Genomic DNA, 14,169 nt, shown 5'->3' with positions numbered 1-14,169 from the left:
CTGTGGGTAGAGTCATGAAGCTGTTACGTACCATCGCCGCGATTACCCTCTCCACCAGCCTGCTTGTCGCCTGCGGCGGTGGTGGAGCGGTCAGCACACCGGTCGGGGAGACTGGCGGAGCCTCCAGTCGTGTCGCCTTTGACGGCAGTGTTGGTGACGGCCCGGTGGTCGGTGCCACTGTCAGCATCCGCGACCGCAACTTTCGGCTGCTCGCCACCACCAGCAGTACCGACCGGGCTAGCTTCAACTTCGACGGTGAGATCGCCGACAGCGCCTTCCCGCTGATCATTGAAGCGACCGAAGGCATCGACCTAGTCACTAACGCCGCCCCCGACTTTGTTCTCAGCGGGGTAGTGATGACACCCTCACAGACGCGAGTCAACCTGACGCCGCACACCACCATGATGGTGAAGAGCGCACTGGCAATGGAGGGTGGGCTGACACAAGCTAACCTGGAGCGCGCCAGAAGCGCTGTCACCACCCGCCTCAACTTTGGCCTGGATACCAGCAAGGTGCCCGATCCGATGAGCACCGAGGTGACTATCGACAATGTCACCGAGGTGACCCTGTCGAGCGAGGTGTTCGGTGAGATGGCACGCCGCACCGCCTACTGGATCGGCGGTAATGTCAGCGAGGATGATATCTTCACCGCGCTAGCAGCCGACCTGGTCGATTCGGTGCTGGATGGCCGCGGCGCCGAAGGCACGGTGGCGCGCTACACCGCGATCGCCCATGTGGTCAGCGCCCAGGTGTTGATCGAGGCGATGCTCGACGGCCTGCAGGTCAACAACCAGCCGGCCAATGCTGCCTTGGATAGCGCCATCAACCGGGTGCTCAGCACCGCTGATCGTTCAGTACGCCGCTCGGTGAGCGAGGTCAACGTGAACAGCCTGATGCTCAGCCAGGCTCAGGCGGCCTTGGCCGCCGCCCAGGCGATCGACCCGAACATCCCGCTGGGCGACCTGCTGAGCCTGCTGAGCGGGCTGCAGGATGGCACTGCGGGCAATACCGGCGAGGCACTCAGCAACGCCGGGGTCGACAGCTCGCTGAGCAACGGCCTAGATCAGACCATTTCCATCGTCGCTAACAGCAACAACAGCGGTGTCGAGCAGGTCAATCAGGTGGCCAGCGGTAGTTTGAGCGGTAGTAACAGTTCCAACACCAGTAGCGAGTCAACTGGCAGCAGCACCGGTTCCAACAGTAGTGAAACCACCGCTGGCAACAGTAACGCTGGAAGTGATATCAACAGTAGTGGTGGTGGCAGTTCGGCTGGCGGAAGCGAGGTTGCTTTCGCCAGCACCTCGACTGGAGGTGGCGTCACATCAAGCGGGGGTGGTGGCAGTACCACGGCTGGTGGCTCTTCAGGTAATGCCCCCACTGGTGGTTCATCCGGTGAGAGCGGCAGCAGCACGAGCAGTGGCTCATCCGGGGGCGGTGCCGGCTCTTCGGCTGGAAACAGCGGTGAGACCTTGTATGTTGATATACAGCTGTCCGGCGACTGCGCTAGCTATTCGATCGCCAAACGCAACTGCTCCGGCAGTGATGGTGATGCTTACCCCAGTATCCGCGATGCCATTGCCGTTGCCCAGGTTGGCCAGACAGTCTTGGTGCGCAGTGGTATCTACCCTGTTGCCTCCTCCGATGAGGTGGTTATCGACGTACAGGGGCTGACCCTGGCGGGGTATGGCGATGAGCGCCCGGTGATAGAGGGTGCAGGGTTTCCCTATGATGCCCAGTCCAATGAGCGCACCACACTACTGCGCATCGCCGCCGATGATGTCACAGTGCGCCAGTTCGAGATCCGTGAGTGTCCCTACGAGTGTGCCGGTTTCAACAAGGATGTGAGCGGCGCCCTGGTGGAAGAGATCTACGCCCATCACGGCTGGTACTCCCTGTTTCGCATCCGCGGCAGCCACAATACCCTGCGCTACTCTGAGTTTGCTCACAGCGCCCATGGTGGCGGTGTAATGATTCGGCCGGATGATCAGTCGGTACCGATTAACGAGAACCTGGTCTATAGGGTCATCTCCCACCACAACGGTAGGTATTCAGATGGTCGTAAGTCCCCTGAGGTGCCGGGTGATCCTGGCGGCGGTGGTAACTCAGACGGCATGGGGGCATCCAAGTTTTGCTCCGACAATCTCTCAAGCAACGTCTGTCGCCGCAACAAGGTGGTGGAGGTGATCGTCTGGCACAATGCGGACGACGGCTTCGACTTCTCTATGTCAGAGTCGCTCTACCAGGGCCTGATCTCCTTCGACAACGGTCCGGCGGGACAGCGCAACTATAAGATCTTGCGTGGTGAAGACCAGGCAGATAACGCCAATACCTATCTCGGTTGTGTCTCGCTGGGTACCGGCAGCCCGGAGCACTGCTCGCCCAATGAGTGTCCTTTGCGGGGCTTTGAACTGCGGGGTGCGGCCAATGCCTATCATATCCTGGCGACGGGAGCGGGCAGCCACAATTTCATGGGGGCCTCGGCAACGGGTGAGGTGGTCAACAGTGTGGCCTGGGGCGATAGTGATTTTACCTACGGCAGCAATATGAGCCACCAGGCCAACTCTGAGGTCTCGGGGGGGCTCTCTCGATTCGTGCCCAACCTGGATCTGCCGGAAGGCATCAGCATCCGCGAACGCTGGGCCTACATGCACAACCAGTTCCGCAGCGCCTTCACACCCCCAGCCGGTTCAGCTCTGATCGATGCCGGTGTCCATCTCTCCGCTATCCACTGTCCCGAACCGGGGCCTGGCGATGGGGAGTGCCGCGAGTGGAGCGGTCAGGCACCCGATATTGGCGCCTTTGAATCCGGTCTGTAGCCTGATTGCCGGTAGAGTGAGGGATCACTCTACCGGCAATGGCAGTACGGGGCAGCCCGGCCGCCAGAGCCGCTCGACCTGATACTTGGTTTGTGCAATCTCGCCGCTGCACCAACAGCGCACCTCGCCCTCAGTGCTGCGTCTCAGCAGCCCCTGTTCCACAAGACGTCGTTTCAGCTCTTTGGCCACCGCCGGGCCGGTGTCGATGATGTGTGTTTTGGCAGGCACCATTTGGCGGATCGCCTGGTGCAGAAAAGGGAAGTGGGTACAGCCGAGCACCAGGCTATCGACCCCTTGATCGATCAACGGTTGGATCTCCTCCGCAACCACCTTGAGTGCCCGTGGTCCGCTGAGGTCTGTGGATTCAACCTGCCTGACCCAGCCGTGACAGGGGCGGATGATCACCCTTGCACCCTCTCCGTGGCGCCTTAGCAAGTCGCGGAACTTGGCGCTGCCGAGAGTGCCCTCGGTGGCGAGTATTCCCACCACGCCATTGCGGCTGGCAGCGATCCCTGGTTTCAGACCAGGTTCCATGCCGATGATCGGTAGCGTGTGTTGCTGGCGTAGACTGGCCACCGCAGCGGCGGTGGCGGTGTTGCAGGCGATGACGATCGTCTTGGCGCCCTGTGCGATGAGAAAGCGGGTGATCTGCTGGGCGCGCTGGGCAACAAAATCGGAGCCTTTGGCACCGTAGGGGAGGTGGCCGCTGTCGCTGACGTAGAACAGATCCTCAGCGGGGAGCTGTTCGCGGATGTGGCGCAATACGGAGAGACCACCGATACCGGAGTCGAAGATACCGATGGGGCGGGTTGGATCCATTAAGGCACCGTGTTGCAGATGGGGAGCCAGAATTCTACCCCATATGCGGTGTCTGACTAGACCTGCCGGGCTGCTTTCAGGCTGTTGTGGATGCCGGCCTCACCCTGCCAGTAACCGTCACAGGTACCGAGCGGGGTCAGCGCAGCCAGGTTGGCGGCTGTCTCACCGGCGATGGCCTTGCTGAAGGCATCGACGATGCGACCGGTGTGGCGGTACTGTGGGCTGATGCGCAGCACATCCACCCCGAGTTGTTGCATGGCCGGGACCTCCGGCAGCAGATCACAACTGAGCGCGGAGAGGGTCTGGATGCCGTTGAGCACCAGGAAGGGTTCGCTCTCCTGGGTGGAGAGCAGGCGGCCGTCCGGGTAGTCGATGCACTTCAGGTCGCAGTCGTCTTTCGGTAGGTTGTGGGAGCGGGCGGTGAAGCAGCGCGCCGAGAGGGTCAGCGGCAGGCGGCCGAAGGCGAAGACCTCGGTCTCGACCCCCTCCGGCCGCTCCGCCTGCATCTGCTTCAGAGTCTCACGGGAGAGCTCCAGTGGCAGACTCCAGCGCTTCAGCCCCTGTTTCGCCAGCAGGTTGAGAGTGCGGGGGTTGTAGATATTGACCAGCGGTCCGGTGACAAACGGCAGGCCGGCGCTCGATAGCAGCTGCACTGCGCCAATATCATTGGCCTCGACCATGAACTGGCCGTTGTCGCAGATGCGTCGCAGGGTCTTCATCTCCGACTCTGCCTCGAGCAGCGCCAGGGTGGAGAGCACCACCTGTTTGCCGGCCTGGCTCAGCCGCTCGCCGAGTTCGATCCAATCAGCGGTGCTAAGGCTGCGCCGTTTGGAGCAGACCGTCTCGCCGAGATAGACAATATCCACCGGCATCTCCGTCACCTCCTCGTAGAAGGTGAACAGATCGTCGCGGGACCAGAAGTAGAGTACGGGACCGAGGGAGAGTTTCATGCTGGAGCTCATGTCAGGATAATTCCGCGGGAGTTACTGCCAGGGGCGGTGGTAGGGGCCGAGGGTGGTCTGCGTGCCTTCGGAGACGTTGCCGAGGGTGGCGTTCCAGGCCGGGTTTGCCTGGTAGGTTTCAGGATCGCGCTGGCAGCTGTCGATCGCCTGACGCCATACTTGCGCCACCTGGGCCACATAGGCTGGGCTGCGTTGCCGGCCCTCGATCTTGATCGCCTCCACTCCGGCGGCCATCAGCTCAGGCAGTAGCTCCAGGGTGTTGAGCGAGGTCGGCTCCTCGATCGCGTAGAAGGTATTGTCGCCGACCTCGAAACGTCCCTTGCAGATGGTCGGGTAGCCCGCCTGCTCACCTTCTTGGTAGCGGTCGGTGAGCACGCCGTTGAGGCGTGACTCCATCCCCTGCGGGCCATCCTTCCACTCCACATACTTGGCCGGGGAGCAGGCGCCCTGGGTGTTGGGCGACTCGCCGGTGACGTAGGAGGAGAGGATACAGCGCCCCTCCACCATCACGCAGAGGCTGCCGAAACCGAACACCTCGATTCCCACCGGGCTGTTGTCGACTACGTGCTTGACCTGGGGCAGCGACAGCACCCGCGGCAGCACCGCCCGCTTGATGCCGAAGTGGTCGTGATAGAAACGCAACGCCTCGTAGTTGGTGCTAGAGGCCTGCACTGAGAGGTGCAGATTGAGATCGGGCCAACGGCTGGAGGCGTAGTCGAGTACGCCGATATCGGCGCAGATCAGCGCATCGACACCCAGATCAGCGGCGCTGTCCACCGCCTGCTGCCAGCGTTGCCAGCCATCCGGGCGCGGGTAGGTGTTGATCGCCATGAACACCCGTACCCCTTTGCGCCGCGCATAGGCGATGCCATCGCTGGCGCGCTTCTGGTTGAAATTGAGGCCGGGGAAGTGGCGTGCGTTGGTGTCGTCGCGCAGGCCGATATAGACCGCATCGGCTCCGTTGTCGACAGCGGCCTTCAGGGAGGGCAGATTACCTGCCGGGCAGACCAGTTCCATAGTGGATTCCTCAAACGTGCTGGCGCGGACCAGGCCGCGACTATCTTAGATATCTGTGCTGCGGCGCTTATGCCACCTTGCGGTCGGTGCGCCGCCGGCGCAGTTCCTGCTCGATGCCGTTGAGCACCCGCCACTTCTCAGCGCACCACTCCGGTGCCAGCAGGATATCCCGGGAGGCGGTGCCGGTGAGGCGGTGCCAGACTACCCCGGCTGGCGCCATCTCCACCAGGTCGGCAGCGATCTGGATGTAATTCTCCAGGGTGAGCGGCGTGTACTCGCCGCGTCGCCACTGGTTGGCCAGCTGGGTGCCCTTGACCACATGCAGCGGGTGCAGCTTGAGGCCATCGGTGCCGACCTCCAGCACCTGCCGCAGGGACTCGTGGCAGTGGCTCGCCTGCTCTCCAGGCAGACCGGCGATCAGATGGGTGCAGAGCTTTAGTCCCCGTGCCCTGGCCGCGCTGGCGCTCTCCTGGTATTCAGCAAAACCGTGGCCTCGGTTGACTCGCTGCAGCGTGGTATCGAAGGCGGACTGTAGCCCCAGCTCCAGCCAGATCTCATAGCCTTGCGCCTGGTAGCCGGCCAGCAGATCGAGTACCGCCGGTGGCACGCAGTCGGGGCGGGTACCCACCGACAGACCGATCACGTCGGGCTCGGCCAGGGCACTGTCGTAGAGGGACTTTAGCTGCTGCAGATCGCCATAAGTGTTGGTGTAGGCCTGGAAGTAGGCGAGGTATTTTTTCGCCCCGGTGCGTTTGCGGACCACCCGCCGCCCCGCTGCGATCTGTTCTGCGATCGACTTGGGCTGGCGACCGTTCGGACTGAAGGAGACATTGTTGCAGAAGGTGCAGCCGCCGATACCCTTGCTGCCGTCTCGGTTGGGACAGGTGAAGGCGGCGTCGATGGCGACCTTGTGGACCCGCTCACCGTAACGCTGGAGCAGATATTGGCCGAAGGTTGGGGCCTGCTGTGCCAGGGTCATCGATTAGCCGACCCGGTCCAGCTCGCGTTGGCGAAATTCCACCCCAAGCGCCTCGGCCCGCTTTCGGCAGGCGTCGATGTCGAGCCCCTCCAAACCGTTTACTGCGGTGGCGGTGACTTGGGGGATGTGAGCCTTGGCGTCCTCGATGAACTTGAGCATCGCCTCAAACGAGCCGGGCAGGTTGGGGCGGCAGTGGCGTTCGTAGACTTCTTCGTTCTGGCCGTTCATCGATACCGAGATGGCATCGACGCACTCGCTCAGTGCTGGCAGAGTGTCGTTTTTGTGCACAAGATTGGCAAGCCCGTCGGTGTTAACCCGTACCCGGCCACCCCGCGATTTAATGTTACGAGCCACCTTCAGCAGCACGTTGAGGCGCAGTGTTGGTTCACCAAAACCGCAGAACACCACCTCATCGTAAGCCTTTGGGTCATCGATGGCGGCGATGATCTCTTCGGCCTCAGGGCGGTGATCTGGTGTCAGGTCGTAGCCTTTGACCTGCATGTTGCCTTGGGTCTTTGGGCAGAAAGCGCACTCCAGGGTGCAGCGGTCGGTGATACTGAGATAGAGTCTGTTGTTGATCTGGTAGGCGATCTGTTGCGGCACTTGCTTCAGTCTGACAGTGAAAACCGCTCATTCTAGCCGGGACTGGGGGTGTGCAAATGATCTGGGTCAATCGCTATCCGGTAAAATCCTTGCGCTGCGTCTGGTTTTTGGCGCCGACACAAACAGCGATGTCACTATGATGATGCGGCCCTGTAGGGAGGGTGAAGAGTTACCGCATCGATCTACGATGCAGCAAGCGCCTTCCTTTCTGGTCTGCTTTTCCGTCTTTGTGTCAGCGTGGTTTGCATAAAGGCAAGCTTGTTGTCAGATGACAGGAAGAGCTTGAATGCAAGCCGCCCATATCCTCACGCTACGACCGGACCGGCGAGACCCTCGGTGCGTCAAACGAAGACCCAAACCTTTTCCGCTTCTAACGGCCCACGACATGAAATGAAAGAGATCCCGTACCGCAGCTAAACCCCCTTAGCTTAGGGAGCCTCTGAGCAAGTCATGGACCTACATCTTGCTGCCAAAATACGCTGCTTTTTCCTTGCAAACTTTCGCAATAGCTGGCTATTACGTGCGATGTGCACCTCAAATCAGGGCATTTTCATCAGCAATCTGTACGGCCCAAACTTATTCAGAGGCTCCTTAGTGCCATTCGGGTCGGACTCGATTGATTCTCATGAGGTAACCAGCGGAAAGCTTCACCTACGCAACTGTTTCATCGAGCGGATACCGAGTGCCTTGAAGTTGGCGAACTGCTCCACGCTCAGGCTGCTCTTCTCTGAGCCCTTGTCGGCGTAGAGTACCCCGATCGGTTTGTCGCCGAAGAAGATCGACATCATTAGGCACTCTCTGCCACCCAGTACACTGATTGCTTGTTCCGGGATCAGCGGCAGGTATTTGGTCATGTTGTCGGGCCTGAGCCAGAGTGGCTGTGGTTTCTGCAGTAGCAGAGTAAAGATGTTGGTCTGGGTCAGCGGCGCTTGAAAGTCTTTCAGCGAGGGCTGCTGGCCGGTTTCGATCACAAAACGTGCCTTCAGCTGTTTGCGGTCGGGGGTGAGCATGGAGAACATGATCCGTTGCATGCCATGGCGCTGTTTCAGCTCCCGCATGCTGTCGGCGATGATGGTTTGCAGGGGGTTGGGGCGTGCCTTGGCGGGCTTTGTAGGGGTCGGTTTGGCAGGCGGGGTGGGTGGTGTTGTGCGTGGTGCGGCCGGCGGCGGGGCTCTCTTTACGGCTTGGGGTGTTGGAGCTGGCTTGGTCGCTTCAATGCCTGTTTGCTTCAACCGGGGGGGCTGTTTGGGTGTTGGGTGCTGAGCTTTGGCTGGTCTGCTTGCCGCAGTTGCAACGGCCCTGGCCAGACTGAAAGCCGTTAGCGGGAGTGGTAGCGTGTAGAGTTCATGGGCTGCCGCGACCGCTATCTGGTGGCTTAGGGCCTGGGCCTTCGCTTCAGGGATATTCAGAAATTCCCCTAGTAGCTCGATATTCTCCTGGGTCTCCTCTCCGCTCCAGCTCTCTGCACTGCTGCGGGCCAGGGCGATACACAGCATCACGCTTAGTGCCTTGGGCTGGAAACTGTTAAACAGCCTCTGCGACTCTTGCACTAACTCGGGTAGTTCCCAGCGGCCACCCAAGGCCAGGTTAAGTGCCTCCAGAGTGAAACCAAAGGTCTCCAGCGCAGCATCTTCCCGGCCATCCCCGCGGGAGATTGCCTGCTCCATATCTCTGAGTTGCTCCGGGGCTGCCAACCAGAGTGACATCTCGGCGAGCTCGTGGAGCAGGGCGGCGGTGGCAAAATCCTTGGGGTGTCTCTGTCCCTGGCGCTGTGCGATGCTCTCGGCATAGATCGCCGCATGGGCAGCGCGGCTGTAACAGCCGAGCAATCCGCGTCTTGCCGGGCCTTTGAGTTGTGATTCGAGCGGAGTGAGCTCGATCACAGCCCGCTCCAGCAGGCCCATGCCGATCAGCGGCAGGGCGTTATGGATGTTGCAGATCGGTTCTCTGGGTCTGTTGGGTTGCCGGTTGAGTTGCTGGAACAGGTAGAGGCTGAAGCCCGGGTCGTACTGCACCACAGCAGCAAAGGTGCTGTGGCTTGCGTTTGGCTTATTCAGCAGATCGCGGACCCGTGTCAGGGTGCGTTGCAGTGCGGGCAGAGGTTTGTTGGCGAGTCGGGTGAGCCAACTGTTGAGCGCATCGGACATGGATGAAGGTCACCAGTCAGTATGGTTATTGGTTTCCACCACTAGGGTCGGCCGAGGAAGCGGGATCTTTATCGCGGCTATGGGCGGAGAGGCGACGGAATTCAACTCGCAGGAGAGTTCCGGCTGCTGGTGGGGAGTGTTAGAATCGGGAGTTTTTCGGGCCAGGCGAACTATCCTGGCTGAGTAACGCGGGCTTTGCGCAAGGCGCAGCGGCCATTCTCAAAGCTGGCTGCCGGGCTGCTGCCGACGCCACTGCCATCAGCTCTCCAACAGAAACGAGGTAATCCATGGCTGGACACAGTAAATGGGCCAACATCAAACACAAGAAAGCCGCTAATGACAAAAAGCGCGGCAAGATCTGGACCAAACTGATCCGTGAGATCACCGTGGCGGCGCGCATGGGCGGTGGCGACATTGGCGCCAACCCGCGCCTGCGTCTAGCCGTCGATAAGGGTCTGGGTGCCAATATGCCGAAGGACACCATCGACCGGGCGGTGAAACGCGGTGCCGGCGCGGGTGAAGGCGAGAACTACGATGAGTTGCGCTACGAGGGTTACGGCCCGGGCGGCGCGGCGGTGATTGTCGATTGCATGACTGACAACCGCAATCGCACCGCCTCGGAGGTGCGCCACGCCTTCTCCAAGCTGGGCGGCAACCTGGGAACCGACGGCTCGGTGGCCTACATGTTCAGCAAGCAGGGGGTGATCAGCTATGCTCCCGGCGTCGATGAGGACGCGGTGATGGAGGCGGCCCTGGAGGCGGGCGCCGAAGATGTGGTGACCAACGACGACGGCTCCATCGACGTGATGACCTCGCCGGATGACTTCTCCGATGTGAAGGATGCGATGATCGCCGCGGGTTTCGAGCCGGACAACGCCGAGGTGACCTTCAGCGCCGCCACCAGCACCGTGCTGGAGGGGAAGGACGCGGAGAAGATGCTGCGCATGATCGACATGCTGGAGGATCTGGACGACGTGCAGAACGTCTACACTAACGCCGAGATTTCTGATGAGATCATGGAGGCGTTGGCTTGATCCGCGCTGTCTGGGAGCGGTGGTAAAGCAGCGTGCTGCGGATTCTCGGTATCGATCCCGGCTCGCGGGTGACAGGCTTCGGCGTGATCGACAGCGACGGGGTGCGCTCCTCCCATGTGGTGCATGGGACCTTGCGCCTGGAAGGTAATGCGCTGCCGCCGCGACTGGGCGAGATCTTCAGCCGTCTGAGCGAGGTGATCGAGACCTACCGGCCGCAAGTGATGGCGATCGAACAGGTGTTTGTGGCAAAGAATCCCCAGTCGGCGCTGAAACTGGGCCAGGCCCGCGGCGCGGCGATCTGCGCTGGGGTTAGCCAGGGGCTCGAGGTCGCGGAGTACACCCCGCGCACCATCAAACAGGCGGTGGTCGGTAGCGGCGGTGCAGAGAAGAGCCAGGTGCAGCACATGGTGCGAATGATCCTCAACCTCCCGAAAGAACCCGTCACCGATGCCGCCGATGCGCTGGCGGTGGCGCTTAGCCATGCCCATAGCGGCATCACCCTGGCCCGTATCGGCGGAAATCTGCGGCGATGATCGGCCGGCTCAGGGGCGAGATCGCCATCAAACAGGCCCCGCATCTACTGCTCGATGTGAACGGCGTCGGCTATGAGATCGAAGCGCCCATGTCGACCTTCTTCAAGCTGCCGGAGTCGGGCCAGCAGACTACCCTCTACACCCACCTGGCAGTGCGTGACGACGCCCACGTGCTCTACGGCTTTGCCACCGAGTCGGAACGGGCGATGTTTCGCAGCCTGCTCAAGGTCAACGGAGTTGGCGCCAAGATGGCGCTGGGGATTCTTTCCGGGATGAGCGCCGAGGCCTTTGCGCAGTGTGTCGAAGCCGAGGATGTGGCCTCGCTGGTGCGCCTGCCGGGTATTGGCAAGAAGACCGCCCAGCGGCTGATCGTCGAGATGCGGGATCGTCTGGGGGATATGCTCGGGGGTTCTGCGCCGGCGGTTGCCGGTGTGATGGAGAGCGGCCGGCCACAGACGCCGGTCTCCGATGCGGTGGCCGCGCTGGTCTCGCTCGGTTACAAGGCGCCGGACGCCTCGCGCATGGTCAAGGCGGTGGCGCAGCCGGGCATGGCCAGCGAGGCGCTGATCCGGGCCGCGCTGCAGAACACGGCGCACAAGGGATAGATGGTGCAGGAAGATCGCAGTCTGATCGAAGGTGCGGAGAGCGGCGATGACGCGGTCATCGATCGCGCCATCCGGCCAAAACGCCTCGGTGATTATGTCGGTCAGCCGGCGGTGTGTGAGCAGATGGAGATCTTCATCGAGGCGGCCCGCCGACGTGAGGAGGCACTCGACCATGTGCTGATCTTCGGCCCGCCGGGATTGGGCAAGACCACCCTGGCGCACATCATCGCCAACGAGATGGGGGTCAACTTGCGTCAGACCTCGGGGCCGGTGTTGGAGAAACCAGGTGATCTGGCGGCACTGCTGACCAACCTGGAGCCCCACGATGTGCTGTTCGTCGATGAGATTCACCGTCTCAGCCCGGTGGTGGAGGAGGTGCTCTACCCGGCGTTGGAGGATTTCCAGCTCGACATCATGATCGGCGAAGGGCCGGCGGCGCGCTCCATCAAGCTCGATCTGCCGCCCTTCACCCTGGTGGGGGCGACCACCCGCGCCGGCCTGCTGACCTCGCCGCTGCGCGATCGTTTTGGCATCGTGCAGCGGCTGGAGTTCTACTCTGCGGCGGATCTGGCGCAGATCGTCGCGCGCTCCGCCGGGATACTGAATATCGGCAGTGATGCCGCTGGTGCGATGGAGATCGCACGCCGTTCCCGTGGCACCCCGCGCATCGCCAACCGGCTGCTGCGGCGGGTCCGCGACTACGCCCAGGTGAAGGGTGATGGGCGGGTCGGTGCGGAGTTGGCGGACCGCGCGCTGAGGATGCTGAAGGTGGACGGTAACGGTTTCGACGCGATGGACCGGCGGCTGTTGCTGGCGGTGATCGAAAAGTTCGACGGCGGCCCGGTGGGGGTCGATAATCTGGCAGCGGCGATCGGCGAGGAGCGTGGCACCATCGAGGATGTGCTCGAGCCTTTCCTGATCCAGCAGGGCTTCATGATGCGTACTCCGCGTGGGCGGGTGGCGACCCAGGCAGCCTATCTGCACTTTGGCCTAGCGCCGCAGGCGGATGCACAACCGGTAGGGCGGGATCTGTTCGACAAATCCTGAAGAGGCTGAGCCTCGCGGGGAACTCATTGCCAAGGGCAGAATCAATAGTACGGGGCACGCAGACGCGTGGTTCGGGAAGCAGAGCAACATTGGACACATTTGTCTGGCCCGTCAGGGTCTACTACGAAGATACCGATTCAGGGGGTGTGGTCTACCATGCCAACTATCTGAGTTTCATGGAGCGGGCGCGCACTGAATGGCTGCGCAGCCTTGGCTTCGAACAGGACCGGCTGCGCAACGATGAGGGCGTGATCTTCGCTGTGCACAGTCTGAGTGCGGAGTACCACCGTCCCGCCCGATTCAACGATCTGTTGCAGATTGACACCCGTATCATCGAGTTGCGCCGGGCGAGTTTAAGCTTTCAGCAGACGATCCGGCGTGATGCGGACGATCAGTTGTTGTGCAGCGGCAAGGTCAAAGTGGCCTGTGTCGATGCCCAGCGGATGCGCCCCGCGCCTCTGCCCGAAGCATTATTAGAAAGGATAAGGCATGTCGACTGACCTCTCATTTGCCCAGCTGATTCTGAATGCCAGTCCGGTGGTACAGTTTGTCATCGGCCTGTTGGTGCTGACCTCGCTCGGCTCCTGGACCATGATCTTTGACCGGATGCGGGTGCTGCGCCGGGCGCGTCGCGCCGCTGATGAGTTTGAAAAGCGCTTCTGGTCCGGTGGCGATCTCAATGATCTCTATCGGGATATCAAGCGTGAGCAGGGCGATCTTACCGGTATGGCGGTGATCTTCCGCGCCGGTTTTCGTGAGTTTGCCCGTCTTAAGGGGCGCGGCCAGATCGAACCGATGGCCGTGTTGCAGGGGGCGCAGCGCTCGATGCGGGTCGCCCTGAGCCGCGAGCTGGACAATCTGGAACGGCATCTGCCGAGTCTGGCCACAGTGGGGTCGACCAGCCCCTACGTGGGGCTGTTCGGTACCGTCTGGGGCATTATGACCAGCTTTCACGCCCTCGGTAACGTCAAGCAGGCGACCTTGGCGCTGGTCGCGCCCGGCATCTCCGAGGCGTTGATCGCGACTGCCATCGGCCTGTTTGCGGCAATTCCGGCGGTGGTTGCCTACAATCGCTACTCCAACGAGGTAGAGCGGCTCAATAACCGTTACGACGACTTTCTCGAAGAGTTCTCCACCATTCTGCATCGGCAGATCCACGGTTGAGTTAGGGGCTGAGATATGAGCCGCCAGCGCAATCGCCGCCGCCCGATGTCGGAGATCAATGTGGTGCCCTACATCGACGTGATGCTGGTGTTGCTGGTGATCTTCATGGTGACCGCGCCGCTTTTGACCCAGGGGGTGCATGTGGAGCTGCCCCAGGCGGATGCGGAGCCGATATCGCAAGAAGCGGATGAGCCGGTGATTATCAGTGTCGATCGCAATGGCGATATCTTCATCGATATCGGTGGTGAGCAGGGCAAGCCGGTCGCTCCTGAGGCCCTCAAGGCGCGCATCCGGGCGGTGTTGAAACACAAGCCGAAGACCCCGATCCTGGTGCGTGGCGATGCCGGCGTCGCCTATGGGCGGGTGGTCGAGGTGATGGTGCTAGCCCAAGCCGGGGGCGCCCCCGGGATTGGTCTGATTACAGAACCGCCGGAGCATTAAAG

General features: G+C 61.6%; 14 protein-coding genes. 8 read left to right on the top strand and 6 right to left on the bottom strand.

The window, feature by feature from the left end; translation table 11 throughout:
- The first annotated feature begins 14 nt into the window (after nucleotides 1–14).
- Complete coding sequence (locus L0Y14_RS10325) at nucleotides 15–2,816, top strand: phosphoribosyltransferase (protein WP_251859187.1); 2,802 nt, start codon at nucleotides 15–17, stop codon at nucleotides 2,814–2,816.
- 24 nt (nucleotides 2,817–2,840) lie between these two features.
- On the opposite strand, the gene murI is transcribed toward L0Y14_RS10325, so the two are convergent.
- The 6 genes from murI to L0Y14_RS10295 all read right to left on the bottom strand — a co-directional run bounded on the left by murI (nucleotide 2,841) and on the right by L0Y14_RS10295 (nucleotide 9,343).
- Complete coding sequence (gene murI / locus L0Y14_RS10320) at nucleotides 2,841–3,635, bottom strand: glutamate racemase (protein ID WP_005966169.1); 795 nt, start codon at nucleotides 3,633–3,635, stop codon at nucleotides 2,841–2,843.
- Between the two features lie 56 nt (nucleotides 3,636–3,691).
- Complete coding sequence (locus tag L0Y14_RS10315; RefSeq protein WP_240991716.1) at nucleotides 3,692–4,585, bottom strand: U32 family peptidase; 894 nt, start codon at nucleotides 4,583–4,585, stop codon at nucleotides 3,692–3,694.
- A gap of 33 nt (nucleotides 4,586–4,618) precedes the next feature.
- Complete coding sequence (gene ubiU, locus L0Y14_RS10310) at nucleotides 4,619–5,614, bottom strand: ubiquinone anaerobic biosynthesis protein UbiU (protein ID WP_005966173.1); 996 nt, start codon at nucleotides 5,612–5,614, stop codon at nucleotides 4,619–4,621.
- Between the two features lie 67 nt (nucleotides 5,615–5,681).
- Nucleotides 5,682–6,593 (bottom strand): tRNA modification radical SAM protein MnmL/YtqA, encoded by a 912-nt coding sequence (gene mnmL / locus L0Y14_RS10305; protein ID WP_005966175.1) that lies wholly within the window; start codon nucleotides 6,591–6,593, stop codon nucleotides 5,682–5,684.
- A gap of 3 nt (nucleotides 6,594–6,596) precedes the next feature.
- Nucleotides 6,597–7,196 (bottom strand): TatD family nuclease-associated radical SAM protein, encoded by a 600-nt coding sequence (locus tag L0Y14_RS10300; RefSeq protein WP_005966183.1) that lies wholly within the window; start codon nucleotides 7,194–7,196, stop codon nucleotides 6,597–6,599.
- A 647-nt stretch (nucleotides 7,197–7,843) separates the two neighbouring features.
- Nucleotides 7,844–9,343, bottom strand: a complete 1,500-nt coding sequence (locus tag L0Y14_RS10295) for an HDOD domain-containing protein (protein WP_006475513.1) — start codon at nucleotides 9,341–9,343, stop codon at nucleotides 7,844–7,846.
- 287 nt (nucleotides 9,344–9,630) lie between these two features.
- On the opposite strand from L0Y14_RS10295, the gene L0Y14_RS10290 reads away from it, so the two are divergent.
- The 7 genes from L0Y14_RS10290 to tolR all read left to right on the top strand — a co-directional run bounded on the left by L0Y14_RS10290 (nucleotide 9,631) and on the right by tolR (nucleotide 14,167).
- Nucleotides 9,631–10,377, top strand: coding sequence for a YebC/PmpR family DNA-binding transcriptional regulator (locus tag L0Y14_RS10290; protein WP_006475514.1), 747 nt, complete (start codon nucleotides 9,631–9,633; stop codon nucleotides 10,375–10,377).
- A gap of 32 nt (nucleotides 10,378–10,409) precedes the next feature.
- Complete coding sequence (ruvC, locus tag L0Y14_RS10285; RefSeq protein ID WP_006475515.1) at nucleotides 10,410–10,910, top strand: crossover junction endodeoxyribonuclease RuvC; 501 nt, start codon at nucleotides 10,410–10,412, stop codon at nucleotides 10,908–10,910.
- On the top strand, nucleotides 10,907–11,515 hold the full coding sequence (gene ruvA / locus L0Y14_RS10280) for a Holliday junction branch migration protein RuvA (protein WP_006475516.1): 609 nt from the start codon (nucleotides 10,907–10,909) through the stop codon (nucleotides 11,513–11,515). Before ruvC ends, ruvA begins: the two co-directional genes overlap by 4 nt.
- Entirely contained in the window at nucleotides 11,516–12,562 is a 1,047-nt protein-coding gene (ruvB, locus tag L0Y14_RS10275; RefSeq protein ID WP_006475517.1) for a Holliday junction branch migration DNA helicase RuvB, read from the top strand.
- A gap of 89 nt (nucleotides 12,563–12,651) precedes the next feature.
- Nucleotides 12,652–13,062: a tol-pal system-associated acyl-CoA thioesterase gene (ybgC, locus tag L0Y14_RS10270; RefSeq protein ID WP_006475518.1), complete on the top strand. Its 411-nt coding sequence runs from the start codon at nucleotides 12,652–12,654 to the stop codon at nucleotides 13,060–13,062.
- Entirely contained in the window at nucleotides 13,052–13,726 is a 675-nt protein-coding gene (tolQ, locus tag L0Y14_RS10265; RefSeq protein ID WP_006475519.1) for a protein TolQ, read from the top strand. Before ybgC ends, tolQ begins: the two co-directional genes overlap by 11 nt.
- Before the next feature lie 15 nt (nucleotides 13,727–13,741).
- Entirely contained in the window at nucleotides 13,742–14,167 is a 426-nt protein-coding gene (tolR, locus tag L0Y14_RS10260) for a protein TolR (protein ID WP_010082763.1), read from the top strand.
- Nucleotides 14,168–14,169: the final 2 nt, after the last annotated feature.

The sequence above is a fragment of the Candidatus Endoriftia persephonae genome, from assembly GCF_023733635.1.
Lineage (GTDB): Bacteria > Pseudomonadota > Gammaproteobacteria > Chromatiales > Chromatiaceae > Endoriftia > Endoriftia persephonae.
This window is presented reverse-complemented; position numbering and strand designations above follow the sequence as displayed.

What these genes read in the sequence shown, in the direction of transcription:
- tolR (WP_010082763.1), top strand. Translation starts at nt 13,742, where the DNA reads ATGAGCCGCCAGCGCAATCGCCGCCGCCCGATGTCGGAGATCAATGTG.
- tolQ (WP_006475519.1), top strand. Translation starts at nt 13,052, where the DNA reads ATGTCGACTGACCTCTCATTTGCCCAGCTGATTCTGAATGCCAGTCCG.
- L0Y14_RS10295 (WP_006475513.1), bottom strand. Translation starts at nt 9,343, where the DNA reads ATGTCCGATGCGCTCAACAGTTGGCTCACCCGACTCGCCAACAAACCT.
- mnmL (WP_005966175.1), bottom strand. Translation starts at nt 6,593, where the DNA reads ATGACCCTGGCACAGCAGGCCCCAACCTTCGGCCAATATCTGCTCCAG.
- L0Y14_RS10325 (WP_251859187.1), top strand. Translation starts at nt 15, where the DNA reads ATGAAGCTGTTACGTACCATCGCCGCGATTACCCTCTCCACCAGCCTG.
- L0Y14_RS10290 (WP_006475514.1), top strand. Translation starts at nt 9,631, where the DNA reads ATGGCTGGACACAGTAAATGGGCCAACATCAAACACAAGAAAGCCGCT.
- L0Y14_RS10315 (WP_240991716.1), bottom strand. Translation starts at nt 4,585, where the DNA reads ATGAAACTCTCCCTCGGTCCCGTACTCTACTTCTGGTCCCGCGACGAT.
- ubiU (WP_005966173.1), bottom strand. Translation starts at nt 5,614, where the DNA reads ATGGAACTGGTCTGCCCGGCAGGTAATCTGCCCTCCCTGAAGGCCGCT.
- murI (WP_005966169.1), bottom strand. Translation starts at nt 3,635, where the DNA reads ATGGATCCAACCCGCCCCATCGGTATCTTCGACTCCGGTATCGGTGGT.
- ruvA (WP_006475516.1), top strand. Translation starts at nt 10,907, where the DNA reads ATGATCGGCCGGCTCAGGGGCGAGATCGCCATCAAACAGGCCCCGCAT.
- ruvB (WP_006475517.1), top strand. Translation starts at nt 11,516, where the DNA reads ATGGTGCAGGAAGATCGCAGTCTGATCGAAGGTGCGGAGAGCGGCGAT.